The organism is Arthrobacter sp. PAMC25284, from assembly GCF_019443425.1.
Lineage (GTDB): Bacteria > Actinomycetota > Actinomycetes > Actinomycetales > Micrococcaceae > Arthrobacter > Arthrobacter oryzae_A.
The window spans coordinates 2,058,425-2,084,082 of record NZ_CP080382.1; the positions used below are offsets into that span (position 1 = coordinate 2,058,425).

General features: G+C 67.2%; 17 protein-coding genes, 2 tRNA genes and 2 pseudogenes. 14 read left to right on the forward strand and 7 right to left on the reverse strand.

Going from position 1 to position 25,658, the window contains the following annotated elements:
• Positions 1–98 precede the first annotated feature (98 nt).
• Positions 99–2,174 carry an FAD/NAD(P)-binding domain-containing protein gene (locus tag KY499_RS09515; protein ID WP_123256802.1) on the reverse strand — a complete coding sequence of 692 codons (2,076 nt, stop codon included), beginning with the start codon at positions 2,172–2,174 and terminating at the stop codon, positions 99–101.
• Positions 2,175–2,259: 85 nt separating this feature from the next.
• On the opposite strand from KY499_RS09515, the pseudogene KY499_RS09520 reads away from it, so the two are divergent.
• The 3 genes and pseudogenes from KY499_RS09520 to KY499_RS09530 all read left to right on the forward strand — a co-directional run bounded on the left by KY499_RS09520 (position 2,260) and on the right by KY499_RS09530 (position 6,592).
• A pseudogene (locus tag KY499_RS09520) lies at positions 2,260–4,573 on the forward strand (prolyl oligopeptidase family protein).
• A gap of 138 nt (positions 4,574–4,711) precedes the next feature.
• Positions 4,712–4,799, forward strand: a tRNA-Ser gene (locus KY499_RS09525).
• A gap of 310 nt (positions 4,800–5,109) precedes the next feature.
• Positions 5,110–6,592 (forward strand): annotated as a pseudogene (locus KY499_RS09530) (MFS transporter).
• Here the strand turns inward: KY499_RS09530 and KY499_RS09535 are convergent.
• Positions 6,537–8,771 carry an ATP-dependent DNA helicase RecQ gene (locus KY499_RS09535; RefSeq protein WP_219885285.1) on the reverse strand — a complete coding sequence of 745 codons (2,235 nt, stop codon included), beginning with the start codon at positions 8,769–8,771 and terminating at the stop codon, positions 6,537–6,539. The pseudogene KY499_RS09530 and the gene KY499_RS09535 sit on opposite strands and share 56 nt — an antisense overlap.
• Before the next feature lie 135 nt (positions 8,772–8,906).
• Here KY499_RS09535 and KY499_RS09540 point away from each other — a divergent pair, with 135 nt between their 5' ends.
• From KY499_RS09540 to KY499_RS09555, 4 genes are all read left to right on the forward strand, one after another.
• Positions 8,907–10,325, forward strand: a complete 1,419-nt coding sequence (locus tag KY499_RS09540; protein ID WP_219885286.1) for a phosphomannomutase/phosphoglucomutase — start codon at positions 8,907–8,909, stop codon at positions 10,323–10,325.
• Complete coding sequence (locus tag KY499_RS09545; RefSeq protein WP_258190689.1) at positions 10,300–10,806, forward strand: hypothetical protein; 507 nt, start codon at positions 10,300–10,302, stop codon at positions 10,804–10,806. The genes KY499_RS09540 and KY499_RS09545 overlap by 26 nt, the downstream gene beginning before the upstream one ends.
• A gap of 19 nt (positions 10,807–10,825) precedes the next feature.
• The gene (locus KY499_RS09550; protein WP_123256798.1) at positions 10,826–11,275 is read left to right on the forward strand and encodes an Rrf2 family transcriptional regulator; all 450 of its coding nucleotides are present in this window, start codon (positions 10,826–10,828) and stop codon (positions 11,273–11,275) included.
• 171 nt (positions 11,276–11,446) lie between these two features.
• On the forward strand, positions 11,447–12,607 hold the full coding sequence (locus KY499_RS09555) for a globin domain-containing protein (protein WP_123256797.1): 1,161 nt from the start codon (positions 11,447–11,449) through the stop codon (positions 12,605–12,607).
• Between the two features lie 209 nt (positions 12,608–12,816).
• On the opposite strand, the gene KY499_RS09560 is transcribed toward KY499_RS09555, so the two are convergent.
• Positions 12,817–14,643, reverse strand: a complete 1,827-nt coding sequence (locus tag KY499_RS09560; RefSeq protein ID WP_219885287.1) for a phosphoenolpyruvate carboxykinase (GTP) — start codon at positions 14,641–14,643, stop codon at positions 12,817–12,819.
• A 277-nt stretch (positions 14,644–14,920) separates the two neighbouring features.
• On the opposite strand from KY499_RS09560, the gene KY499_RS09565 reads away from it, so the two are divergent.
• The 6 genes from KY499_RS09565 (at position 14,921) to KY499_RS09590 (ending at position 20,882) form a co-directional block, all read left to right on the forward strand.
• Positions 14,921–14,994, forward strand: a tRNA-Arg gene (locus tag KY499_RS09565).
• Between the two features lie 121 nt (positions 14,995–15,115).
• Positions 15,116–16,642 carry an NAD(P)/FAD-dependent oxidoreductase gene (locus tag KY499_RS09570; protein ID WP_123256795.1) on the forward strand — a complete coding sequence of 509 codons (1,527 nt, stop codon included), beginning with the start codon at positions 15,116–15,118 and terminating at the stop codon, positions 16,640–16,642.
• Positions 16,643–16,784: 142 nt separating this feature from the next.
• Positions 16,785–17,477: an ABC transporter ATP-binding protein gene (locus tag KY499_RS09575; protein ID WP_258190690.1), complete on the forward strand. Its 693-nt coding sequence runs from the start codon at positions 16,785–16,787 to the stop codon at positions 17,475–17,477.
• Positions 17,474–19,510 (forward strand): YhgE/Pip family protein, encoded by a 2,037-nt coding sequence (locus KY499_RS09580; protein ID WP_123256794.1) that lies wholly within the window; start codon positions 17,474–17,476, stop codon positions 19,508–19,510. The genes KY499_RS09575 and KY499_RS09580 overlap by 4 nt, the downstream gene beginning before the upstream one ends.
• On the forward strand, positions 19,507–20,178 hold the full coding sequence (locus tag KY499_RS09585) for a TetR/AcrR family transcriptional regulator (RefSeq protein WP_123256793.1): 672 nt from the start codon (positions 19,507–19,509) through the stop codon (positions 20,176–20,178). The genes KY499_RS09580 and KY499_RS09585 overlap by 4 nt, the downstream gene beginning before the upstream one ends.
• A 17-nt stretch (positions 20,179–20,195) precedes the next feature.
• Positions 20,196–20,882, forward strand: a complete 687-nt coding sequence (locus tag KY499_RS09590; RefSeq protein ID WP_219885288.1) for a hypothetical protein — start codon at positions 20,196–20,198, stop codon at positions 20,880–20,882.
• 87 nt (positions 20,883–20,969) lie between these two features.
• Here KY499_RS09590 and KY499_RS09595 read toward each other — a convergent pair whose 3' ends face one another.
• The 4 genes from KY499_RS09595 to KY499_RS09610 all read right to left on the reverse strand — a co-directional run bounded on the left by KY499_RS09595 (position 20,970) and on the right by KY499_RS09610 (position 24,665).
• A complete protein-coding gene (locus KY499_RS09595; RefSeq protein ID WP_219885289.1) occupies positions 20,970–21,479 on the reverse strand; it encodes a hypothetical protein in 510 nt (169 codons plus the stop codon).
• A 161-nt stretch (positions 21,480–21,640) separates the two neighbouring features.
• The gene (locus KY499_RS09600; RefSeq protein ID WP_219885290.1) at positions 21,641–22,168 is read right to left on the reverse strand and encodes a histidine phosphatase family protein; all 528 of its coding nucleotides are present in this window, start codon (positions 22,166–22,168) and stop codon (positions 21,641–21,643) included.
• 112 nt (positions 22,169–22,280) lie between these two features.
• The gene (locus KY499_RS09605; RefSeq protein ID WP_219885291.1) at positions 22,281–23,132 is read right to left on the reverse strand and encodes a winged helix-turn-helix domain-containing protein; all 852 of its coding nucleotides are present in this window, start codon (positions 23,130–23,132) and stop codon (positions 22,281–22,283) included.
• Between the two features lie 687 nt (positions 23,133–23,819).
• A complete protein-coding gene (locus KY499_RS09610; RefSeq protein WP_258190691.1) occupies positions 23,820–24,665 on the reverse strand; it encodes a hypothetical protein in 846 nt (281 codons plus the stop codon).
• 250 nt (positions 24,666–24,915) lie between these two features.
• On the opposite strand from KY499_RS09610, the gene KY499_RS09615 reads away from it, so the two are divergent.
• Positions 24,916–25,656 carry a response regulator transcription factor gene (locus KY499_RS09615; RefSeq protein ID WP_219885292.1) on the forward strand — a complete coding sequence of 247 codons (741 nt, stop codon included), beginning with the start codon at positions 24,916–24,918 and terminating at the stop codon, positions 25,654–25,656.
• Positions 25,657–25,658 lie beyond the last annotated feature (2 nt).

The following is a 25,658-nucleotide window of genomic DNA, read 5'->3' on the forward strand; positions in this document are numbered from 1 at the left end:
GCCCTCCCCTTGGCCGCAGCAATGGACATACTGGCAATTTGTCCATTGCTCAGCCCGGGCGGAGGGCATGCTCATTTCTGGAGGCGCCGGGGAGGGATTCAGCGGCCGAGGATGTGGCGGGCGATCTCGTCGGCGTCGTGCAGTGTGCGCTGGCCGCTGCGGTAGACCGGACCGGACTTCTGTCGGGATTCGGCGGCGATGGCCGTCCCCCATTGCGTGGAGGAAAGCTGGAGTCCGAGCACATAGAGGCCCTCCGTGACCGAACCGTTGGCTGCGAGCGGCCGGTACGGGTGTAGGGCCACATCAAGCCCGGATGTCTCCACCGGAGCACCCTCTACCGTCATCATGAGGCGCGGACGCACCCAGCCCTCGGCGAGCAACTGTGCAAGCAAGGGTGAGGCGTTGACGGCGACCCTGTTCGACGGCGCCAGCGCCTCGATCATGCACGCGGCCGCCAGGACCTCGCCCGCCACGGCGCTGCCCTGGGTTCCATCGCCTGGTCCGCTGCCCACCCAGGGCGACGCGGCCGTGAACATCCCGGCAGCCCGGTCCACGGTGAATTTGGGGTCCGGGCCGACGAAGCGGACGACCCCCGCGCGGACCAAAGCCGCCAGCTGTTCGGCGCGCAGGGCCGGCGGGCCGCTGGCCAGGCCTTCCACGAACGATTCGAACCAGCCGCGCAGTCCGGCAACCCAGGATTCGTCGGTGATCCCGCGGTCCGCCACGGCGGTCTTCAGCACCGCCCGGCCGTGGTGCAAGGCACCAATCGCCATCTTCACCGGGTCGTCCTCGCCGAGCGCCGAGCGCCGGGCGTCATCGACAAGGTAGGCCGCGACCGCGGCGTCCAGCTCGTCACGGGACCCGAACGATCGGCCGGCCAGAGGCGCGGCGAGGCCCAGGAGGTCCAGCCGGAAGCCCGGCCGGACATGTACATCAAGCACCGGATCGGCGGTGTCCTCCCAGCGGACCGTCGAGTGGGCATGCGGGTGCATGGCGTCATCCAACGCCTGAAGGAACTCTTCGGGTCCGGTCACGATGGCTTCCGGCTGCGAGCGCGCGAGCGTTGAGTAGTACGCCCACACGGCGTCGCGGTGCAGGAGCGGCCAGAGATCATGGTCGAAGGACGGCCGGATGCCGATCTCAGCGAACTTCGCGATGGCACGCTCGGTCAGATACCGCAACGAGACCGCGGCGGGATAGTACCCGGAGAGGGTTGCCTTGGTCCGGTACGGAGTGCCGCGGCGCGAGGCGGCCAGGATGAGAGGCTCCCGGCCGGAGGGCAGGTAGCTCAGCCCGCCGTCGTCGCCGGCTACGAACCTGCCGCCGCGCCCCTCCGTCAACTGCCCCATGACGTCAAAGAAGTTCAGGCCCATCCCGCGCACCAGCACCGGTTTGCCGGCCGGAATCCGGGTCCAGTCCACGTCCGCCGGTGCGGCCGGGGGCAGGTATATCAGTCCGAGCTCCGCCGCCGCGGCCTGCAACTTGTGCTGTTCGGCGCTGAGCCGCGCTTCGAGGTGGCCCAGCGCCAGCACCACCGAGTCAACGGTGAGCTGGGTTCCATCGTCGAGCCCGACGTCGAATCCCGCCTTCACTCCGGTTCCGGCCCCGGCCCCGGCCCCGGAGGCGATGGCACCGGATCCCGCAGTGGGAAGGTCCCCGGCGACGCCCGCCCCGCCGGGGATCGCCGGGGCGGTGGTGGGCCGGACGCTCGTCGCCGCCGCCGGGTGGAAGTCCACCGTCACACCGGCTGGAAGGCGGCTGAGCAGCTGCTCCAGCGTGGACCGGAGGTAGCGGCCGTACAGTGCCCGGCTGGGGAAGTCCGCGGCGCTGAGCCGGGCCAGCTCGTCCCGTTCCTCCGCCGTCAGTGCAGCGTCCGGGTGGCGGCGCTGGATTTCACGCCACTGGTCGAAGGTGTATCCGGCGACGGGCCTGGCGAGTTCCTTGTCCTGCGGGACGATCGTGGGATAGAAGGACTGCGTGTTCATCAGGTACAGCCGCGACTGGCCGGGCTGCCACACGTGCCCGGGTCCCGCCGGGTACGGGTCGATCACGTCGATGTGAAGGGTTTGGTCGGAACCGGCCGGTGCCCAGTTGGCCAGCAGCCGCTCCAGCACACTCGTGCCCCGGGGACCGGCGCCGATCACTGCCGTCCGGATGCTTTGCGTTGTGCCCACGGGATCCAGAGTATCGGCAACCTGCCGGACCGCTTGACCGGCCCTGTGACTTGCTAGCGCGGCGTCATGTTGCTTACATGGGCCAATGACGACCACTGATGCTTATCTCCCGCCGGCTTCCGGCCCCGCCGGAACCGGCCCGGGCGCAGCCACCGCTCCCGAGCCCGTCGACGAGAACATCTGGCTCGAAGACATCTACGGCGCGGAACAACTCGCCTGGGTCCGCGGACAGAACGCCCGCACCGAGGAGCTGTTGGAGGGTGCGGAGTACGCGGCACTGGAAAGCAGCATCCTGGAGGTTCTCGACTCCACGGACCGGATCGCAATGGTCGGCAAACACGGCGACTGGTACTACAACTTCTGGAAGGACGGGACGAACCCCCGGGGACTATGGCGGCGGACCCGCTGGGAGAGCTACCGGGCAGGGTCACCCGAGTGGGACGTCCTGCTGGACGTGGACGCGCTGGCCGCCGACGAAGGCCAGGAATGGGTGTTCCACGGCGCCAGCTTCCTCAGGCCGCCCGCTGGAGAACCGCACCGGCGGGCCCTGCTGGCGTTTTCCCCCGATGGCGGCGACGCGAACCGTCACCGCGAGTTCGACGTCGAGTCCCGCGGCTTCGTCGACCCGGCCACGGGCGGCTTCGACCTGCCCGTGGGCAAGGGCAACGCCTCCTGGCTGGACGCTGACACCCTGTTGGTCGCCACCACGGCCGATGGGCTGCCACGCACCACCTCGTCCTATGCCCGGACCGGTGTGAAGCTTCGCCGCGGCGGATCCCTCGCGCAGGCCGAGGTCCTGTTCGACATCCCGCAGGAGCACATGATGGCCATCGTGGCACATGACTCCACCCCGGGCTTCGAGCGGACGTTCGCCGTGGACTGGATCAGCTTTTTCGAGAAGAACACCTCGGTCTTTCTGGACGGGCAGTGGATGCAGTTTGACGTTCCGGCAGAGGTGAACCTGAGCGCGCATCGTGAGTGGCTGCTGTTCCGGCCGCAGAAGGACTGGACTGTCGACGGTGCCACGTACCCTGCCGGTTCCCTGCTGACGGCAGGTTTCGAGGAATTCCTCGCCGGCCGCCGGGAGCTGTCCGTACTGTTCACCCCGGATGCGCACACCTCGCTGCAGTCGTGGTCCTGGACCCGCGATTTCCTGCTGTTGAACCTGCTGCGGGACGTCTCGTCAGAGATCCGGGTCCTGGATCCGCAGCGCGCCGGAACGGACGTCGCCTGGGCCTCCACCACGCTGGACGCCTGCCCGCCGCTGCATGATGTCAATGCATTCGCCGTCGATGACGAGGACGACGCAGGCGACGCGGACGAGGACGGGACGGCCGGCGACGGCCAGGTCGCCGAGGAAGCCGCCCCGGGGGCGGGGAACGACTTCTGGCTCGTAGCCACCGGGTTCACGACGCCGACCACCCTCACGCGGGGCACGTTGCGCCGCGCCCCGACCGACGGAGCCGGCGGTGGCGGTGTGGCCGGCGCCGGCGGTGTGGCCAGCACCCACGAGGTGATCCGTTCCTCGCCGTCGTTCTTCAACGAAGCAGACTACGAGGTCCAGCAACACTTCGCTGAGTCCAAGGACGGCACCCGGGTCCCCTACTTCCAGGTGGCGGCAAAAGACCTCGTACTGGACGGCGAGAACCCCACGCAGCTCTCCGGCTACGGCGGATTCGAGATCTCCCGGACCCCGGCCTACAGCGGTGCGGTCGGCCGGGGCCTGGCTGGAGCGGCGAACGGCGGAGTCCGCCGGTGTCGGCGGAGATGCCGCGCACTCCCGCGGCGGCGTCTACGTGGTGGCCAATATCCGCGGCGGTGGCGAGTACGGGCCGGACTGGCACCGCGCCGCCCTCCAGGAAAACCGGCACCGCGCATACGAGGACTTTGCCGCCGTCGCACAGGACCTGATTTCCCGCGGCGTCACATCACGCCAGCGCCTCGGCTGCGTGGGCGGGTCAAACGGCGGCCTGCTGGTCGGGAACATGCTCACGCAGTACCCGGAACTTTTCGGCGCCGTGTCCTGCGGAGTTCCGCTCCTGGACATGCGCCGCTACACCAAGCTCTCCGCCGGGCACTCCTGGATCGGCGAATATGGCGACCCCGACGCACCCGAGCAGTGGGACTTCATCCGGACATTCTCCCCGTACCACTTGCTGAAGGACGGGGTGGAATACCCGGAGACGTTTATCTGGACCGCTACCTCGGATGACCGCGTCGGACCCGTGCAGGCCCGGAAGATGGCGGCGCGGATGCAGGCGATGGGCATCCCGAACGTCTGGTTCCATGAGGCGTTGGAAGGCGGCCACGCGGGAGCCTCGGACAACCGGCAGGCGGCTGCGCTGCAGAGCCGCAGCCAGCACTTCCTGTGGCGTTCACTGGCGGGCCCCGCAGCCTGAACCTCCCCCTGATGAACCGCGGGGTCACTTTTCGCCCGTCCTGCGGGGCGTGGGACGGGCGAAAAGTGACCCCGCGGTGGCCGTTTTGCGCTGGGTGCCTCCTTCTGCGTATCCTTGGTTGGCTAGTTGCTAGCAATTGGAGACGTGCCAGAGCGGCCGAATGGGCTTCACTGCTAATGAAGTGTGGGGCACAACTCCACCGGGGGTTCAAATCCCCCCGTCTCCGCGTTTGGCCCCGGTCCTGGACCGGGGCCTTTTGCGTATCCCCGGATAGGTGCGGACCCGGACAACCCGGCGGGCCCGTTCGCCGGCTTCAATTACCGCCCCGGCCCTGACCGTTCACGGAACTACCGCGGCTACCGTGCCGACGTCGGCCTGGACCCGGCGATTCCCGGCCCCCGGCCCCCGGACCGTCCGGCTGTCGGACCTCCGGTGCCTGACACTATGTCCTGATGACAGGATGGCTCTATGGATGACACCGCCGCGGGTCACGCGATCGTTGGAGACGGCCGGCTTTTGCCTGCAGGCACCACAGCGTGAGCACAGCTGCAAACTGCGGCGGCCCGGCGCGTGCCGGCTGGAGTCCGCGGCTGGCCCTGCTGGTGGCCGCGACCTTTTTCATGGAGTTTCTGGACGGAACCGTCCTAACCACCGCAATCCCCAGTATCGCTGCGGATTTTTCAGTGGCTTCCGCCGATGTCAACATCACCATGACCGCTTACCTCATGACCGTCGCGATGGGGATTCCGCTCAGCGGCTGGCTGGCCGAGCGGTTCGGGGCACGCCGTGTCTTCTGCCTGGCCATTGCGGTGTTCACGGTCGCCTCGCTGCTGTGCGCTGTCAGCCAGGACCTCACCACGCTGACCATGAGCCGGGTGCTGCAAGGGGCCGGCGGCGCCATGATGGTCCCGGTGGGCACCCTGGTAGTGCTGCGCGGGACGCAGAAAAAGGACCTGCTGCGGGCCACCGCGTTCCTCGTCTGGCCGGGGTTGCTGGCTCCCGTGCTGGCGCCGCTTGTGGGCGGGGCCCTGACGCAGTACCTGTCCTGGCACTGGATCTTTCTGGTGAACCTTCCCTTGGGACTGGCGGCGTTCCTGGCCGCGCTGAGGATGGTCCCGGCCGGCGCCGCGGACAGTACACGCCGTCTGGACTGGCCCGGTCTGGGGCTGACCACCCTTGGAGTCGGATCTCTGGTGATTGGGCTGGAGCTCGCCGGCGGGCCGACGGCCGGGACGCTGGCGGCCCTGGGCCTTGCGGCAGGGCTGCTATTCCTCGCCGCCGCGGTCGCCTGGATGCGGCGGGCCCGCTCCCCGCTGTTCAACCTTTCCGTCTTCCACGCCCGGACGTTCCGTGCCACGGCAGGCGGCGGCTTCATCTACCGCCTGACTATCAGCGCCGTGCCGTTCCTGCTGCCGCTGATGTTCCAGAATGGCTTTGGCTGGGACCCGCTGCACGCCGGAGCGATGGTGGCAGCGGTCTTCATCGGGAACATCGGCATCAAGCCTGCCACGACACCGCTGATCCGGCGCTTCGGCTTCAAAGCGGTCCTCGTCTTCGCTTCGCTGGCCTCGGCGGCCACCTTTGGACTTTGCGCCCTGCTCGACGCCGGAACCCCGGAACCCCTCATCTTCGCGCTGCTCGTGGCCAGCGGGGCCTTCCGGTCCATTGGGTTCTCGGCCTATGCCACCGTCCAGTACGCCGACGTCGAGAGCACCAAGCTGCCGTCCGCCAATGCCGTGTCCGCCACCCTCGTGCAGCTCGCGACCGGCGCGGGGATCGCCGTCGCCGCGCTGCTGCTCCGGCTCTTCGATCCGGCCGGCGGCATTGAGGGAGCCATCGCAGGCACCGGGGGCCGCGGTCGATCCGCTGGCGGCGTACCGCGCAGCGTTCCTGTCCATCGCCGCGCTAATGCTCCTGAGCACTCTGGACAGCTTGTTTCTGCCCCGCCATGCAGGAGCCGAAGTCAGCCGGCCTGGCCCAACACCAGCGGCAGCACCGCCCCTGCACCCGCGAGCCTGAGGGCCCGCCCGGCGACCGTCACGGTCCAGCGGCTGTCGGTCAGATCGTCAATCAGCATCACGCTCTGGCCCTCGATGCCGGCAAGGGCTGCTCCCAGCTCCGGGCCAACGACCAACCGGTCCCAGACACCGGCCAGGCGGTAAGCGCTGTTGCCGCCGCGGCCGCCAGTGGGCCCGCCGTGCTCAAGCTGCAGCTGACCCAGATACGGTATGCGCCCGATCCCGGAAATGCCCCGGGCGAGGGAGTCCACCAGATCCGGCTTGCTCCGCGAGGGGACGCTGACGATCGCGGCGGGACGACCGGCCCCGCTCCAGCCGGGGCTGCGGCCATCCGCGGCGCCCCACTCACGCAGGACCTGGACGCATGCCTGCAGCATGCCCGGGTCCACGGTCCGGTCCGGCGCACCGGCGGCGAAGGCTTCGCGCAGGGATCCGCCCCAGCCCAGATCCGTCAGGCGGGCCAGTACGCGGCCGCTGGCGACACTTTCCTCCGGCTTGATTTTGCCTTTCACGCCCACACCCAGCCGGTCCATACCGCTGGGCCACTGCAGCCGGGGTTCCAGGACCACGCCGGCGCGGCGCAGCGTCTGACCGGCTGCGTCGGCGGCCGTTGCCGCAATGTCAGCCGGGAACCAGCGGCCGGCGCAGTTGTCGCAGCGGCCGCAGGCATGTGCCGTTTCGTCGTCCAGGACCGAGGTGATGTATTCCATCCTGCAGCCCGCGGTGTCCTGGTAGATCACCATGGAATCCTGCTCATCCACCCGGGCTTCGGCGATACGGCCATACCGTTCTGCGTCGTAGTGCCAGGGCCTGCCGGTGGACCGCCAGCCGCCGCCGACGCGTTCGACCGCCCCGTCCACTGCCAGGACCTTGAGCAGCAGCTCGAGCGGGGTCCTGCGCAGGTCCACCCGGGCTTCAAGCGCCACGGTGGACACTGCCCCGCCTGCCTCGGCGAGGGCCGTCAATACAGCGGCGGCCTTTTCCTCGGACGGCATGGATGCGGTGGCGAAGTACTGCCAGATGTCGCGGTCCTCGGAGCCGGGAAGCAGCAGGACGTCGGCGTTCGCGGCGCCACGGCCTGCGCGGCCGACCTGCTGGTAGTACGCCACCGGGGATGAGGGCGCACCGAGGTGCACCACGAAGCCAAGATCCGGTTTGTCGAAGCCCATGCCGAGGGCGGATGTGGCGACGAGTGCCTTGACCTGGTTGTCTTTGAGAAGCTGTTCGGCGCGTTCCCGGTCCGCGGGGTCGGTCCGGCCGGTGTAGGCGAGCACCTCGTGCCCGGCTTCCGCCAGGAGCCGGGCAGTATCTTCGGCCGCGGAAACCGTGAGCGTGTAAATGATGCCGCTGCCGGGAAGGTCCGCCAGGTGCGTTAGGAGCCAGCCCAGGCGTTCGCGCGAATCCGGCAGGTTCAGGACTCCCAGCCGCAGGGATTCCCGGCCAAGTGCGCCCCGGATAGTCAGCACGCCCTTGCCGAGCTGTTCCTCAATATCGTGCACCACCCGGGAGTTTGCCGTAGCGGTCGTGGCGAGCACCGGCACGGTGTCCGGCAGCTGGGTGATCAGGTCCGCGATGCGCCGGTAGTCGGGCCGGAAGTCGTGGCCCCAGTCGGAGATGCAGTGGGCCTCGTCGATGACGAGGAGTCCGGTACGGCGGATGAGCTCGGGAAGCTGGTTTTCGCGGAAGGCTGGATTCGTCAGCCGTTCCGGGGATACGAGGAGGACGTCAACCTCGTCGGCTGCGAGCTGCTCGCGGACCGTGTTCCAGTCCAGTTGGTTGGCGGAATTGATCGCGACGGCGCGTACCCCGGCGCGTGCAGCCGCCGCCACCTGGTCGCGCATCAGGGCCAGGAGCGGAGACACGATCAGCGTGGGTCCGGCCCCGCGGCGGCGCAGCAGCAGTGAGGCGACAAAGTACACGGCAGATTTTCCCCACCCGGTGCGCTGCACGACCAAGGCCCTGCGGCCCCCGTCGACGAGAGCTTCGATTGCCTCAAACTGGCCATCATGGAACTCCGCTTCCGGGTGTCCGACCAGCTCGCGCAGTACATCCTGGGCCTGCTCCCTGGTCCCTGTCCCGGCGGGACCTGCGGCGCCGTCGGCAGTGGCATGGGCGGTGGCTGCGGCAGTGGCGGCTGGGGTGGAAGCGGAAAGGACGTCGGCGTTCTGGTGAGGGACCATTACTTCAGTATCCCAGCAGCCCCTGACACCCACCCAGCCGGACCCTGCTATGTGGATAGGTCCGGGCTCCGGCCCGCACAATTCTGACCGCGCAAGTCCCTTCCGGTGTCGGGGCCGCACCGTAAGATAAGTCCCGTGACTACGGATCAGACAAAGACCTTTGACCTCTCGGCTTCCTTCAAGGCCTACGACGTGCGCGGGATTGTGGGCAGCACGATCACCGCGGAGATCGTCGAAGCCGTCGGTGCGGCCTTCGTCGACGTGATGGAACTGGCCGGACAGACCGTCCTGGTTGGCGGCGACATGCGCCCCTCCTCGCCGGAGTTCGCCAAGGCCTTCGCCAACGGCGCCGCAACCCGGGGCGCCAATGTCCAGCTGCTGGATCTGATCTCCACCGACGAGCTGTACTACGCATCTGGCGCCCTGGACGCGGCCGGCGCGGTGTTCACCGCCAGCCACAACCCGGCCGAATACAACGGCATCAAGATGGCCAAGGCCGGCGCCGTCCCAATCTCCTCAGAGACCGGGCTCCTGGACATCCAGGCCCGTGCCGAGGAGTACTTGAATACCGGGTCCATCCCCGCCGCCGGAACCCGTGGCCTCATCGGCGTGCAGGACGTCCTCAAGGGCTACGCAAAGTATCTGCGCAGCCTCGTGGATCTCCGTGGTTCGCGGCCGCTGAAAGTAGTTGTTGATGCCGGCAACGGCATGTCCGGCCTCACTACGCCCGCGGTGCTCGGCGATGCCATACTCCCCAAGTTGCCGCTCGACATTGTTCCGCTGTACTTCGAGCTTGACGGCTCCTTCCCGAACCACCCGGCCAACCCGCTGGAGCCGGAGAACCTGCGCGACCTGCAGGCCGCCGTCGTCGAACACGGGGCGGACATCGGCCTGGCGTTTGACGGCGACGCGGACCGTTGCTTCGTCATCGACGAACACGGCGATCCGGTCTCCCCATCGGCCATCACCGCCATGGTGGCGCGGCGCGAAATCACCCGCGCCCGGGCCCTCGGCGAGGAAACCCCCACGATCATCCACAACCTGCTGACTTCACGGGCCGTCCCCGAACTGATCGAGCGTGACGGCGGCCGTGCCGTCCGCACCCGGGTGGGCCACTCGTTCATCAAGGCCCAGATGGCAGAAGAGGGGGCCGTCTTCGGCGGCGAGCACTCCGCCCACTTCTACTTCCGTGACTTCTGGAACGCGGATACCGGCATGCTGGCCGCCATGCATGTCCTGGCCGCGCTCGGCGAGCAGGACGGTCCGCTGTCCGAGTTGGGCCGCGAGTACGAGCCCTACCGGTCTTCCGGCGAGATCAACTCCGAAATCGAAGACAAGGCCGCTGCCGTGGACCGGGTCCGGGCCGACTTCGACGGTGAGGACGTGCACGTGGACCATCTCGACGGCAGCACCTTCACCGCAGCGGACGGAAGCTACTGGTTCAACTTGCGCCCCTCCAACACGGAGCCGTTCCTCCGCCTCAACGTGGAGGCCACCGACGCCACCACGATGGAGCGCGTCCGCGACCGTGTCCTCGCGCTGGTCCGGGGCTAGCGCCGTGGAGGACACCGCCGAACAGCAGGACTCGTGGCGCGCATCCGTGCCGGACGCGAGTGCTACTGATCTGGAGAACCTGCTCGGCACCGGCGTCGGAGCCGCGCAGGAGCAACTGGAACGCAACGGCGGGTTTCTGCCGTTCGCGCTGGTTGTAGAAAACGACGGCGAAGTCCGGCTGGTTGCCGTGACGCCCGCCGATGCGGCAGACGGCACGGAAGGTGACTTCGATGCCGACGCCATGATCAGCGACCTCAACGAGCTGCTCCGGCAGCACCGGGACGAGTTCCGGGCCGCCGCCGTCGTGTGCGACATCACGCTGTTGGAAGAGGACTCGGACGCCATTCATGTGGCCGCCGAGCACCAGGACGGGACACTCTTTGCCGCCGTCCTTCCGTATGCACCCAGTACCGCCACGCGGGTGCTGGAATTCGGCCAGCTCGCCGCCGATACCAACGAGGCCACTGTCTGGGTGGACTAGACCGGCTTAAGCTGAAGTTATGAAGATCAATGCCTTCGCGGACGTCAGCCTGCGCGCCATGATGGTGCTCGCGGCGGCGCCCGCTGGCGGACTTCTGACCACCAGTGCCATCGCCGACGCGATTCGCACGCCGTACAACCACGTCAGCAAGGCCATGGCCAAACTGCGTGAGCTGGGCATGATCGACGTCGAGCGCGGCCGCAACGGCGGTGCCAGGCTGAGCAATGCCGGCAGGTCTGCCACCGTCGGCCAACTCCTGCGGCAACTGGATCCGCGGCAGGATCTGGCCGACTGCGTCGCCGCCGACGGCCCCTGCCCGCTCATCAATGAATGCCAACTGCGGGCCGCACTGTCCCGGGCCCGCGAAGCCTTCTACCGCGAGCTGGATGGCATCGTCGTCGCCTCGCTGCCCACCACCGGGCAAATGACCCCTGTCTTTGCGGCAATCGGGCTGCGCCCCGGGCTTTGATCCCGCCCGGTCCCCGCCTGGATGCCACCATCCGGCGCGCCCGGGAATCCCCCCGATTTGTGGCTGCTTTCTACGCCCTGTAGAACTGAAGTATAAATACTTGCATTTCATATACATGTATTTTCGCCACGGCCCGGCTGAAGACGCCGGACCACTACTTCAGGAGTCAGCATGCTCTCGGACAAGTCCTTCCCCGTCATCGAGGCCACCCTCCCGCTGGTCGGTTCCCGGATTGGTGAGATCACCCCCAAGTTCTACGCCCGGCTCTTCGACGCCCACCCGGAACTGATGGATGGACTGTTCAGCCGCTCGAACCAGCGCTCCGGCAACCAGCAACAGGCCTTGGCAGGAAGCATCGCCGCCTTCGCCAGCCACCTGGTGAGCAACCCCGGCACCCTGCCGGAGACCGTATTGTCCCGCATCGCACACCGACACGCCTCCCTGGGCATCACCGAACCGCAGTACAAGGTGGTCTACGAACACCTCTTCGCTGCGATCGCCGACGACTTGGCAGGCGTCATCACCCCGGAAATCGCCGAGGCCTGGACCGAGGTCTACTGGCTCATGGCGGACGCCCTGATCAAGCTCGAGAAAGGGCTGTATGCCGCGCAGGCAAACGGCAGGATGTGGGCTCCGTGGAGGATCGCCGCCGCGGCCCCAGCGGGTACCGGCTCCATGACCTTTACCCTGGAACCGGCGGATGACACTCCCGTCACGCCCGCCCTCCCCGGCCAGTACGTCAGCGTCAAAGTCCAGGTCCCGGACGGCCTGCACCAGGTCCGGCAGTACTCACTGTCCGGCACCGCGGGCATCCAACGCAGCTTCACAACCAAGCTCGACGACGGCGGCGAAGTCTCCCCGGTACTGCACAACAGCGTTGAGGTCGGCGACGTCATCGAAATTTCGAACCCCTACGGCGAGATCACGCTCAAGGACGGTGACGGACCTGTCGTCCTGGCCTCGGCAGGCATTGGCTGCACCCCCACGGCGTCCATCCTTCGCTCCCTCGCCGAGGCCGGCTCGGACCGCCAGGTCCTGGTTCTGCACGCCGAAGGCAGCCTGGACAGCTGGGCGCTGCGCGGGCAGATGACGGACGACGTCGAACGCCTTCCGGGTGCCGGTCTCCAGCTCTGGCTTGAGCAGCCGGAGGCCGGCGCGAAGGAAGGCTTCATGTCCCTGCGCGAGGTTGACCTGCCGGCGAATGCCTCCCTGTACCTCTGCGGTCCGTTGCCGTTTATGAAGAACATCCGCAACGAAGCCATCAACGCCGGCATCCCGGCCACGAAGATCCACTACGAGGTCTTCGGCCCGGACATCTGGCTCGCCAGCTAGTCTCCCCACCCCGGCAACGGGCAGATCAGGGCGGGTGCGCGGTCTCTATTCGCCCTGATCTGCCCGCTGGGCGCCCCACCCGGGCGACAGCGCATACGACGGCGGCCCCGCACCTTGAGATAAGGTGCGGGGCCGCCGTCGTACTAAAGGGGCCTCCGCCGCAGGGAGTTCCCTGGCTGAGCGGACCGAAGCGAGGGAGGCCGTGAGACCTAGCCGAGGCGCGCCTTCAGGCCTTCGAGCTCGGAGCGCAGGGCATCCGGCAGCGAATCGCCAAAGCGGGCGTACCATTCCTCGATGGAAGCGAGTTCCGTAGCCCACTCGGCGGGGTCGACATGGACAGCTGCCTCCACATCGGCCGGGGTCAGGTCCAGGCCGCTCAGATCCATCGAATCGCCGGTCGGCACGTAGCCGATCGGGGTATCGATGGCGGCGGCCTTGCCTTCGAGGCGCTCGATGGCCCATTTGAGGACGCGTGCATTGTCGCCGAAGCCGGGCCAGGCGAAGCCGCCGTCTGCCGTGCGGCGGAACCAGTTGACCAGGAAGATCTTGGGCAGGCGCGCCGGGTTGGCCTTGGCGGACAGGTTTACCCAGTGGTTCAGGTAGTCACCGGCGTCGTAGCCGATGAACGGCAGCATCGCCATGGGGTCGCGCCGGACCACACCCACCTGGCCTGCAGCCGCCGCCGTCGTTTCGGAGGACAGCGTGGAGCCCATGAAGATGCCGTTGGACCAGCTGCGGGACTCGGTCACCAGCGGGATGGTCGTCTTGCGGCGGCCGCCGAACAGGATCGCGGAGACCTCGACACCGTCGGGGTTGAAGTATTCCTCGGCGAGCATATCGATCTGGGAGATCGGGGTGCAGAAGCGGGAGTTCGGGTGCGCGGCCGGCTTATCCGATTCAGGGGTCCAGGAGTTTCCCTGCCAGTCGGTCAGGTGCGCGGGAATCTCATCGGTCATGCCTTCCCACCACACACCGCCGTCGTCGGTCAGTGCCACGTTAGTGAAGATGCTGTGGCCCTTTTCGATGGCGCGCATCGCGTTGGGGTTGGTGCTCCAGCCGGTCCCGGGAGCGACGCCGAACAGGCCCGCCTCGGGGTTGGTGGCACGGATTTCGCCCTCCTTGCCGATCCGCATCCAGGTGATGTCATCGCCGAGGGTTTCGACTTTCCACCCCTCGATGGTCGGGTCGAGCAGAGCGAGGTTGGTCTTGCCGCAGGCCGAGGGGAAGGCTGCGGCGATGTAGTAGTTCTTCTGTTCCGGGGAGGTCAGCTTGAGGATGAGCATGTGCTCGGCGAGCCAGCCCTCGTCGCGGGCCATCACGGAGGCGATCCGCAGCGCGTAGCACTTCTTGCCCAGGAGGGCGTTGCCGCCATAACCGGAGCCGAAGGACCAAATGGAGCGCTCTTCGGGGAAGTGCACAATCCATTTGTCCGGGTTGCACGGCCAGGCGACGTCGGCCTGGCCGGGGGTCAGCGGGGCACCCAGGGAGTGCAGGGCCGGGACATAGAAGGCGTCCGTGGCGGTAATGCGGTCCAGCACTTCGGTACCGATCGTGGCCATGATGCGCATCGACGCGACAACGTAGGCGCTGTCGGTGATCTCGACGCCGAACTTGGGATCCTCGGCGTCGAGGTGGCCCATCACGAACGGGATGACGTACATGGTGCGGCCGCGCATCGAGCCGGCAAAGAGACCGCGCAGCTTTTCTTTCATGGCCGCCGGGTCCATCCAGTTGTTCGTGAAGCCCGCGTCGCGTTCCTTCTCGGAGCATATAAAGGTTTGCTCCTCGACCCGGGCCACATCCGCGGGATCCGAGAACGCCGCGAATGATCCGGGGAAGGTGTCCTCGTTGAGCCGGGTCAGCGTTCCCGCCTCTACGAGCTCGTCCGTAAGCCTGGTGTTCTCTTCTTGGGAGCCGTCCACCCAGTAGATCCGGTCCGGCTGGGTCAGTTCGGCGACCTCTGTAACCCAGGCCAGCAGACCGGTATGGGTGGTGGGTGCAGTCTCAAGCAGCGGCGGTCGTGTCAGATCTCCCATTACGCTTCCCTTCGTCGGGTTAGGTGGTGTGAGCTAAATGCTAGGTGTCGCAGATGAGCCGGTTTCGGGCCCGGACGTGGGTCTATTCGGTTTCCGAGCGACAAAAACCCCGTCTTTACAAGGAATCGGGCGCCCCGCATAAAGCACATCTGTGACTAAGGTCACGTAGACCGGTCTAGTCACCTACATTACACCTGTTTCGATTTGTAACTCAGGCGGTCCTCGCGTAAAGTAATTCGAGGTTCGGGGAACGAGAAGTTCCCCTAGAGCCGAGAATGCGCCCATAGCTCAGCTGGATAGAGCGTCTGTCTACGGAACAGAAGGTCAGGGGTTCGAATCCCTTTGGGCGCACAGAAAAGAAATCCGCACCGGATGCCCGGTGCGGATTTTTTGTTTTAAGCGAACCTCCCCTCCGCACACTCTGTCCCAGAATCCGGAATTGCCGCTGGACCCCGGGAGTACTGTAAATGCCATGACGGAAACACTTGAACGCGAATTTGATGTCATTGTGATCGGTGCAGGCGCCGTCGGCGAGAACGTGGCGGACCGCGCAGTCCAGGGCGGGCTGACGGCAGTACTGATTGAGGCGGAACTAGTCGGCGGCGAATGCTCCTACTGGGCCTGCATGCCGTCCAAGGCGCTGCTGCGGCCGGGCACCGCCCTGCACGGCGCCCAATCCGTGCCGGGGGCCGAACAAGCCGTCACCCGCACCCTGGATGTCGCGGCCGTCCTGAAGCGCCGGGACTCCTTCACCTCGAACTGGCAGGACGACGGCCAGGTCAAGTGGGTGGAGAACACCGGGATCGAGCTGATTCGCGGCCACGGCTGGATCACGGCCCCGCGCCAGGTGGAGGTTGCCGGTCTCGACGGCAACAGTTACCGGCTGTCCGCGCGGCACGCCGTCGTCATCGCCACCGGGTCCAGCCCCACTATCCCGCCGATCGACGGGCTCGCGGACGTGGACTATTGGACCACCCGGGAAGCAACATCCACCCAGGAGATCCCGGCCCGGCTTGCCGTGCTCGGCGCCGGCGTCGCCGGCGTCGAACTCGCGCAGGCGCATGCTCGGCTCGGTGCCAACGTCACCCTCGTGGCCCGCGGCGGCATCCTGGGGGCCTTCCCAACGGAGGCATCTGACCTCGTGGCGGCCGGACTGCGCGCCGACGGCGTCGAACTGCTCCTGCACACGGCCACCAAGAGCGTGCACCAGAACGACGACGGGTCCATCACCCTGACGATGGACGGCGGCACCTCCGTCACGGCAGACAAGCTCCTGGTGTCCACGGGCCGGCATCCGGCCCTGGAAGGGCTCGGTCTGGAGAGCGTGGGGATTACCGCGGACGACGGCGGGCGGCTCAAGCTCACCACGGATTCCACCGGCCTCGTCAGGGGTGCGGACGGCAACGACGCAGCCGGGGCCACGGCGGACGGCAACGGCGGCGCGGACGGCACCAGCGCAGCCGGGGCCACCGCGGACGGCGGCGCATGGCTGTACGCCACCGGCGACGCGGCCGGACGCGCCATGCTGACCCACCAGGGCAAGTACCAGGCCCGGATCACCGGCGATGTCATTGCCGCCCGGGCCAAGGGTGAAGCCAACGGCACTGCGGCGCCGTGGAGCCGGTTTGCCCAGACGGCCGATGAACACGCTGTTCCCAGCGTCGTGTTCAGCGATCCGGAGCTGACCAGCGTCGGCCGGACCGTGGCAAGGGCCAAGGAGGACGGCTACACCGTTTCCTCGGTCGAGCTGCCCATCCAGGTCGCCGGGTCCGCCCTGCATGCCGACAACTACGAAGGCTGGGCCCAGCTGGTCATCGACGAAGACCGGAAGGTCATCCTCGGCGCCACCTTCGCCGGTCCGGATGTTGCCGAGCTGCTGCACGCGGCCACCATTGCCATTGTTGGGGAGGTCCCGCTGGACCGGCTCTGGCACGCGGTACCCTCCTACCCGACCATCAGCGAGGTGTGGCTGCGGCTCCTGGAGAAGTACGGACTGTAATTTCCGCGGGTTCATGGGCCCCGGACCGGCAGGCTGCCGGTCCGGGGCCCGTCCGTTTACTCACACTCCCTCCACTTTATTTGAACTGACCGGTCAGTCTAGTTAGCATGGATGCAGACATTGTTTCTGTGAAAGGCGCATCGTGCTCTCCGTGCAACAGCTCTCCGTCAAAGGCCGGCGGGAAGCCCTGCTTCCGCCCACGTCCCTCACCGTCTCCCGCGGCGAGCTGCTGCTCGTTACCGGCTCACGCCAGGACCAGCGAACCACCATGGCCCTGGCCTTGAGTGGACGGATGCAGGCCTCCGCCGGCACCATATCGTGGGACGCCAAGGCGGGAATCAAACGGCTGCGCAAAGCCAGTGCGATCGTCGACGCCCCGGGCATTAACGACCCCGAACAGCACCTGAGCGTCCGCGACGCCGTTACGGAAGACCTCGCCCTGGTCCCCCGCCGCTACCGCGGCGCACTACTGAGCGGCCCGTGGCTCAAGGTCAACCGCTTCGAAGACATAGCCGGTCTCTGGATGGAGCAACTGCAGCCCGACCGGCGGCTGGAGCTGCTCACGGCCCTCGCGCTCGCGCATCCTGGCACGGACCTTCTGGTGGTCGACTCACCCGACCGGCACAGCGGCGATTGGGCGGACTGGCTGCCCATGCTCGACGCCCTGGCGCACGACGCCGGCCGGCCACTGGCCGTTGTCGCCACCGTGACCAGCCTCCCGCCGGGCTGGACGGGCCCGGCCGCCGTCATCGGAAACGCCACTACCAAAGCCGACGCCGACGCGGCCGCCGAAACCGACGCCGGGCTGCCGGCCGTCAGCGGGGCCGTCCAGTGAGCGCGTTGCGCCTGGCCGGGTCCGAACTCAAACGCATGACCGGCGGGCTGATGCCCAAACTCACCATCCTCGCCCTGGCCATGGTTCCGCTGCTGTACGGGGCCGTCTACCTCTACGCGAACTGGGATCCGTACGGCAACCTGGACCAGATCGACGCGGCCCTCGTGGTGGAGGACACCGGCGCCGTGTCCGCGGACGGCACCAGGCTGGACGCGGGGCACAAAGTTGCCAACAACCTCGTGGACAGCCACTCGTTCAACTGGAAATACGTCGCCGGCACCGCCGAGGCGGACCAGGGCGTCAGCAACGGCACTTACGCCTTCGCCCTGAAGATTCCCAGCGATTTCTCCGCCAATCTGGTCTCGCCCGGCAGTTTCGACGCCGCCAACCAGGCCATGCTGAACGTCACCACCAATGACGCCAATAACTACCTCCTCGGCACCATCGTCGACCGGCTCACGACCGCCGTGCACGCCACCGTGGCCAAGGAAGTAGGCGCCGAAACGGCCAACGCACTGCTGACCGGTTTTGGCACTATTCACTCACAAATTGTTAAAGCCTCGGACGGCGCGGGCAAGCTCGCCGACGGCGTCGCTGGTCTCCACGACGGCGCAGTGACGCTGCACCACGGAACCGGCGAACTCCGCAACGGCACCGCCGAAATCTACAGCGGCCAGGTAAAACTCCGCGACGGCGCGACTTCGCTCGAGGCCGGCGCAGGCCAGCTCACGGACGGCCTCAGCCGGCTCCACGAGAAGACGGCCACCCTCCCGGCGGACAGCCAGCGGCTGGCCGAGGGCGCCACGGAAGTGGCCGCAGGGACTGCAGCCCTGAATTCGGCGGTGCAGGGCATCCCGGGACAGCTTGCCGCCGCGGCCCACGGCCAGCGGACCAGGCTTGTGGCCTCCAACACCCGGCTCGTGCAGGACGGTGTCATCAGCCAGGCGCAGGCGGACGAGGTCCTGGCAGGCTTCGACGCGGTTCCCGCACCGCAGGGCGCCGCAGACGCCGCCGCACGGTTTGAAGCCGACGCGGACCGGGTCCAGCACCTGGCCGCCGGCGCTGCGGCCGTCAGCGGCGGGGCCACCAAACTGGCGGCGGCGGCACCCGCACTCACCGACGCCGTCGCGCAGGCTTCGACCGGCGCGGCCCAGCTCAAGGCCGGCGCCGCCGCGATTGCCGCCGGCGAGCAGGAAGCCGTCGCCGGTGCCGGAAGACTGTCGGAGGGCGCGCAGAAACTCGACGACGGCGCGGCCCGGCTGCAGGACGGATCAGCGACGGCGGCCGAGGGTGCCGGCACCCTGGCCGGCGAACTCAACACCGGCGCGGGCGAGATCCCCAACCCGGACGATACCCAGAAGGACAGCCTGTCCCGGGTGATGGCCGATCCGGTGGCGGTCAACAACGTCTCCCAGGCCAAAGCCGGTTCCTACGGCGCCGGCCTGGCACCGTTCTTCCTCACCCTGGCCCTGTGGATCGGCATTTTTATGCTCGTCCAGGCGATGCGTCCGTTCACCCTCCGGGCCCTGGCGTCCAACGCCCCGGCGTGGAAGATCGCCGTCGGAGGCTGGCTCCCGTTCCTTGCTGTCGCGGCCGTCCAGGCAAGCCTGCTCACCCTCGTTGTGAACATCGGGCTGGGGCTGGATCCCGTCCACCCCATATTGATGTGGATCCTGATGCTGGCCGCGGCTATGGCTTTCAGCGCGCTCATCCAGGGCGTGGTGGCACTGTTGGGCTCCCCCGGCAAACTCGTGGTGCTCATCCTTCTAGTGCTGCAGCTGGTCTCCTCCGGCGGAACGTTCCCGTGGCAGACCACCCCCGAGCCCCTGCATGTGGTCCACCAGCTCCTGCCCATGGGGCATGTGGTGAGCGGGATGCGGCACCTGATTTACGGTGCCGAACTGTCCACGATCGCCCCCATCCTGACGGGCCTTGTTGGTTACACTGTGCTGGGGCTGGCCATGGCCACCGTTGCCGCCCACAGGAGCAAGTCCTGGACCCCCAAGTCGCTGAAACCGGAGATCGCCATATGACCACCAGCAACAGCGCAAACCTTCCCGCCGCAGCCGATGCCGACGGAACTCCCGGCAAGAAGCTCCGTCCTGGACGCACCAATGCCACGCGGCAGAAGCTCTTTGACGCGTCCATGGAGCTGATCGGCGAACGCGGTGCAGCGGGCGTGACCGTGGACGAGATTGCCGCCGCGGCCGGAGTGTCAAAAGGCACCGTGTACTACAACTTCGGCAGCAAGTCGGATCTGATCGCACAACTGCTGCGCCACGGCGTGGACATTCTCGAGGCACGGCTGCTGAGCGCCCGGAATGATGACCAGGACCCGCTTACCACCATGGAAGAGATGATCGGCCGGGCCATGGACTTCATGGACGAATACCCGTCCTTCGCGCGGCTGTGGGTCAGCGAAAACTGGCGCACGCCAAGCGAATGGCAAGAGACTTTCACCGAACTCCGCGGCCGGCTGCTCGCGGTGGTCGGTGCCACCATCGACGCCGTGGCCGTGGTGTACCCGGTGGACCCTGCCGTTTCCCGCGGCAGCCTCGAAACCGCCATTTTCGGAGCCTGCTTCGTGGTCGGGCTGGACCGCCAGACCTACAACCCGGAACGGACCCGGGAGCAAAGTGTCGCCGCAATCATGACGTCCATGCGCGGCTACGTGGTGAACCAGCACCCGTCTCGGGCATGATAGTTCACATGCGGCACATGGGTAACAGCGGCAAGACTGCCATCGGAGCAATTCTGGCTGCCTTGGCATTGCTGGTGCTGACCGGTATCACCCTGAACGGGACCGTGTTGCTCTGGTTCATCGCCGCCTCCGCCGTCGCGTACGTCACGTGCGTCGCGGTGATCGTGCATCGCGGCCGGAACCGGACGCTGGCCGCCAGCGGGGTTGGCAGCATCCTCTTCATCGCCTTCGGGATAGCGTTCCTGCGGCAGTGGGGCCTCGCCTTCACGTCCGACCCCGAGGCCCTGTCCACTCCCGTGGACTCCGCACACCCGGACTTGTACTTCTATCTCGCGGCCGTCTCCGGCGCGCTCACGCTGCTCCTGCTGTTCGCCGGGGCCGTCCTGCCGGGCAGGACCCGGGGATCCCGCTCCCCCGGTACCGCCCCGCGCCGCCGTCCGGCCACTGCCGCAAGGGGTGCCGCCCGGGGACTGGCGCGCGGTTCGTCGGCGCGGGCCGCGGGAAGACCAGCCGCTCCGCGATCATCTTCGCGCACCTCCGCGGGGCTTGGCGCCGCCAATGCCCCGTCCGCCCGCAGCGCCGGGTCAAGGTCGATTTCCGCGACGCCGGCGAAGCGCCCGGCCACCGCCAAAGGCACCTCTGCGGCGAAACCAGCGGCCAAACCGGCGACCCGCCAGCCAGCCAGGACCGCCCCCCGCCGCTGACGCCGCGGTTTATACCGGTTTGGGCTGCCGGTCGTGCGTGCCGGCTTTCGCCCGCGCGTATGCCCGCGCGGCGTGGAAAGGTATCGCTCAGAGATTCCGGGGCCGGTCCTCTTCGGTTCGGGGGCCGCTCAAATTACCCGGATCGGACGGGACGCCGGCAGCATGCCCGCGCCCAGCGTCCGTCTGGCGCCGCGGCTCCTCTCCGGAACCGGCCGCGGACTCCCGCTCCTGCGTCTGCTGGGCAACGGCGTCGTCCCGTTCCCCGGCGACAAAATCCGGATCGACCTCATCGGCTTTCCGCAGCTGTTCCTGCGCGCCGGCACGGACGCTGTCGGCTTCCTCCTGGCGTCCCCGGGCTTCCCGGCGCAGCCGCTCCGCCTCCACCTCCGCCTGCTGTGCATCTGCCTCCGCCCGTGCGGCTTTGGCCTCGCGCTCACGGGCGGAGAATTCGTCCGCCTCCGCTTTTTCCCGCATTTCTGCTGCCTTGGTCCGGTCGGCGGCGACCCTGCGTTTCCGGCTGAGGAGGACTGCTACTGCGGCAATCGCCAGTACGACGACGACGCCGACGATTAAACCAATGACCTGGGCTGCATCCACGATGAACCACCTCTGATGAGAGTCGAATACCTGAAGGGCCGGAACGATCCGGGGCAAATCCCGCACGTCAACGGCACCAGTAAACCGCAGAAACCACGGCAGAAACAGAGTGCGCAGCGACTAGTATTTCGACGGCGGCCGCAGGGCCTGGCAAAGGTCTACTAGCTGGCTCTGGGGACCTTGAACTTCGTCAGCCGGGCATCCTGACCGTCCAGCTCCGCCCACGGCTTCTCCGTCTCCAGGATGGTTAGGGCACTGGTGGGGTATCTGGTGGCCGCGTCCATGTAGGCATCGTGGTTGGAATCGCGGGAAGCCAGGTGCATGGCGAGATCCTGGACTCCCGGCATGTGTGAAATCAGCATAAGAGTAGTGACGGTGTCCGGGACCTGGTTGACCACGGACAGCATCCGCAATCCCGAGGCGCCATAGAGCCCGCCCTCAAGCTTCGGCGTCGGGGCCTTGTCCCCCAGCTCGTAGCAGACCCAGGTGCAGGTCTGCCTGGTGCGCAACGCGCTGGAGCAAAGAATGAAATCCGGGGCCAGACCGTGCTTGAGCAGCCAGCGGCCGGCAAACGGTGCGTCACGGTGGCCGCGCTCTTCAAGTGGCCGGTCATGGTCTGCGACCCCGCCGGGCCAGTCGGCCTTGGCGTGCCGCATGATCACCAGGCGTTTGATGTGATGCGCACTCATGGATCCATCCTAGTGCGGTGCCGCCGGCCGGGGCGGCAAACGCGAAAGCGTCCGCCCCGAGACGGGGCCGGACGCTTTCGGGCGCGCCGTGCGTCACGGCAGGCGGCTCAGGTTAGATCGAGTATTCCGGAGCGGCCCAAACGACGACCTCGGGGTGCTCGTAGAAGCGGTAGCCCTGGCCGCGGACGGTGCGGACTGTGTTGGCGAGGCGGCCGAGCTTGGAGCGCAGGCGGCGGATGTGCACGTCGATGGTGCGCTCGTTGGGGACCTCTTCGGCGTTGCGCCACAGGCCTTCGAGCAGTTCGTCGCGGCCAACGGTGCGCGTGCCGTTCTCGACGAGGTAGTTCAGTAGTTCGAACTCCTTAAACGTCAGGTTCAGCGATTCGCCGTCGAGGTGGACTTCGCGGCGGGCAAGGTCGATCAGCACGCCCGAGGGGCGCGGTTCCTGCGGCTGCTGGAGTCGGGCGGTTTCTGCCCGCTGCCGGGCCGCGGCGGTCGGATCGCCGAAAGTGGACCGGACGACGTCGAGAGCGGATCCGGGGGCGTCGGCCGGCGCGACGGCAACAGCCGCATAGCTCTCCGCACCGGCGACCAGGGACTGGGCGTAGGCCCGGATTTCCTGGGCCAGTTTCGCAATGGAGGTACCCGCGGCTGCAGCGGTTTCCTCGTCAATGCCCATGTACAGGACGAAGCCGCGGGCGACGTTGTCGGCCGCCACCGGACGGACAGGCCCGCCGGTGCCCGGAGTTACCACGGGGGTGGGCGCAGTGAAGGGCGCAGGCGGTACGGCGCGCAGCTGGCCGTAGGAGTCCGGATTGTAGCCCTGAGCCGCGGCACCCGGGGCGGGGAACCCGGCCGGTGCGAAGGCCGAGCCGTTGCCGAATCCCTGGCGGATCGCGGAAGACTGACCGGTCTTACCGGCGTTACGGACGGAGATGTGGACGTATCCGGATGCAACTGACATGGATTGCTTACCTCAATGTGAATGGCCGTCATCGCGGCTCGAATGCTTAATTTCCCCGCAATGAATTGGGGTGGGCGCCCGACGCTGGGCTGGGGCTAATGCCTGGGAACTCTTTGGGTGTAAGAGTCAGGCGTACATTCGACAACAGCGCATTCCGGAAGCAGCGGGTGCGCTGGACCGGTAAGCTGCGGCTGCAGAAGCTGTTGAGTTCTTGTTCACAATTGAAGTGTGCAACGTAACAATGCGAACTAGCAAGTAACAAAGGCCCCACTGTTCCAGATAGTGAGACGGTCGTCCGAAATATAGCCCGGGTCACGCTTCGGCCATTCCGGGAAGCCCGTGGAAATATTTCACAACCTGCGACCTTTTACCGCCTTGACGGAATATTATTCGCTCGATCCAGTGAATCTTGGGGAATAATTCTCGGGAACTTTCTTGCAAAATTATCGTTCCCACGGTCTCGCCACGGACGGCCGTCCCACCTGGTGGTCACCCGGCAGCCATACCTATCCAGCCGACTCGACGGGAACTCACAGCATGCCCCCAGCACGGGCCAAGATTCAGCTGGGATCCGCCTTGGACGGCAACGGGGCCACATCCGGATCCAGGCAGTTCAGGCCCGGTTCCCTGCCCGCCAGGTCCGGCTGCGCCTTGCCCGTCAGGTGACGATCCCGGGTGACCCATTCCTCAGTTGGCTTGACCGGCTGTCGCCATGGGCGCCGTGACAGACACTGCCGTATAGTCCGCACCATCGGCCACCGCCACTATGCGCACTGTGCTCCCGGCCTCGATGTCCGCAATGCTCAACTGGCTGTCGGCAGTGCTCCCGGCCTGCTGGCGGGTCATTTGCTGGCTGCCCACCACCACGTCGGTGCCCAGCGTGTAGCTTCGGGTGAAACCGTCGCTGCTCTCAACGGTCACCGCCGTCGAGCTGATGTCCGTGACGGTACCCAGCTGCTCGTACTGGGTGCGGTAGGTGCCACCTTCCAAGATCACGTACTCGGCGTGCACCGCGGCAAGAAGCCCGCTTGTCCCACCGGGCGAGAATCCGTCCGTGCCGCCCCGTCCCTGCACGCCGCCCCCGGAGGCGCCGCCCGGACCAACACCCTGGCCGCCTGGGCCCGCGAGCCCGTCCGCCACGGTGGTCCCATCGGCAGCTGCCGGGTTTGATGTGAGCGCAAGGGCACCCGCACCGGCGCCAACGGCCAGCACCACAGCGCCAACAGCAATGGCCAGACCACGCTTGCGGTTCCTGGATCCCGCCGCGGGCGTCGTGGCGGCGGAAGTTCCCGACGCACCCCAGCCCGGGGTCCTGGCATCCTGCTGCTGTCCCCAGCCGGATGCCGTCGGGGCCACTTCGCCGCCGAACACCGATCCCGCCGACGCCGGACCGGCACCGGACGGGGTGGCGGCAGACGGGGTGGCGGCAGACGGGGTGGCGGCAGACGGGGTGGCGGCAGACTGAGATGCGGTCTCGGGGCGGGTTTCATCGTTGGCGGGTTCCTGGCCGTAGCCGGGCTGCTGGTCATTCATTCAAACTCTCCTTGATCGCTACGGAAGCTATGTCCGTCCCAGAGTGACGACCGATCCTGTGCCGGGGCTGTGCCGCTCACTACCTCCGGCTGTGACCCGTTCGTCCTACACGAGCACCCCGCCGGAATCGGGGACCACTGACTCTCAGGCACAGGGACGCACATTTCCGTCCGGTCGCTAGGCTGGGATTCACAGGTTCCGCACAGGATCCCCAAAGCCGCTCCAAACCGGCGGTACGGAAAGTTGTCACATGGCCACCTCGCATTCCATGACAAACAACCTGCCCCAACTGACGCATCCGGATGGCTCACCCATCCGCGCACTGGTGGTTGACGACGAACCGAGCCTCTCAGAGCTCATGAGCATGGGCCTGCGGATGGCCGGCTGGTCCGTTGCGGTAGCCGCCGACGGGCCCGCAGCCGTCAAGCTGGCCAAGGACTTTCGTCCCGATGTACTGGTGCTGGACGTGATGTTGCCGGGGTTCGACGGCGTCGAACTCCTGGGCCGGATCCGCGCCTTCGCGCCGGAGGTGCCCGCCCTGTTCCTGACAGCCAAGGACAACGTCCAGGACCGGATCACCGGACTCGCAGCCGGCGGCGACGACTATGTCACGAAGCCCTTCAGTATGGAGGAAGTGCTGCTGCGGCTGCACCGGCTGGTTCAACGTTCCGGCGTGGCCGCCATGGATACGGCGGAACTCGTCGTCGGTGATCTGGTGCTGAACGTCGATACGCGCGACGTCACCCGCGCCGGAGAGGAAGTCAACCTCACGGCCACGCAGTTCGAACTGTTGCGCTATCTGATGGAAAACCCGAAGCGTGTGATCAGCAAGGCCCAGATCCTCGACCGGGTCTGGGACTACGACTTCGGCGGTCAGGCCAACATCGTGGAACTCTATATTTCCTACCTCCGCAAGAAAATCGATCTCACCCACCCGCCGATGATTCATACTGTGCGCGGCGCCGGCTATGTCATCAAACCGGCGGAGTAGTC

Excerpts from the sequence above, each read along its gene's own strand:
- KY499_RS09590 (WP_219885288.1), top strand. The coding sequence starts at position 20,196 with ATGGGTAACAGCGGCAAGACTGCCATCGGAGCAATTCTGGCTGCCTTG.
- KY499_RS09615 (WP_219885292.1), top strand. The coding sequence starts at position 24,916 with ATGGCCACCTCGCATTCCATGACAAACAACCTGCCCCAACTGACGCAT.
- KY499_RS09610 (WP_258190691.1), bottom strand. The coding sequence starts at position 24,665 with ATGAATGACCAGCAGCCCGGCTACGGCCAGGAACCCGCCAACGATGAA.
- KY499_RS09570 (WP_123256795.1), top strand. The coding sequence starts at position 15,116 with ATGACGGAAACACTTGAACGCGAATTTGATGTCATTGTGATCGGTGCA.
- KY499_RS09555 (WP_123256797.1), top strand. The coding sequence starts at position 11,447 with ATGCTCTCGGACAAGTCCTTCCCCGTCATCGAGGCCACCCTCCCGCTG.
- KY499_RS09550 (WP_123256798.1), top strand. The coding sequence starts at position 10,826 with ATGAAGATCAATGCCTTCGCGGACGTCAGCCTGCGCGCCATGATGGTG.
- KY499_RS09605 (WP_219885291.1), bottom strand. The coding sequence starts at position 23,132 with ATGTCAGTTGCATCCGGATACGTCCACATCTCCGTCCGTAACGCCGGT.
- KY499_RS09585 (WP_123256793.1), top strand. The coding sequence starts at position 19,507 with ATGACCACCAGCAACAGCGCAAACCTTCCCGCCGCAGCCGATGCCGAC.
- KY499_RS09560 (WP_219885287.1), bottom strand. The coding sequence starts at position 14,643 with ATGGGAGATCTGACACGACCGCCGCTGCTTGAGACTGCACCCACCACC.
- KY499_RS09600 (WP_219885290.1), bottom strand. The coding sequence starts at position 22,168 with ATGAGTGCGCATCACATCAAACGCCTGGTGATCATGCGGCACGCCAAG.
- KY499_RS09535 (WP_219885285.1), bottom strand. The coding sequence starts at position 8,771 with ATGGTCCCTCACCAGAACGCCGACGTCCTTTCCGCTTCCACCCCAGCC.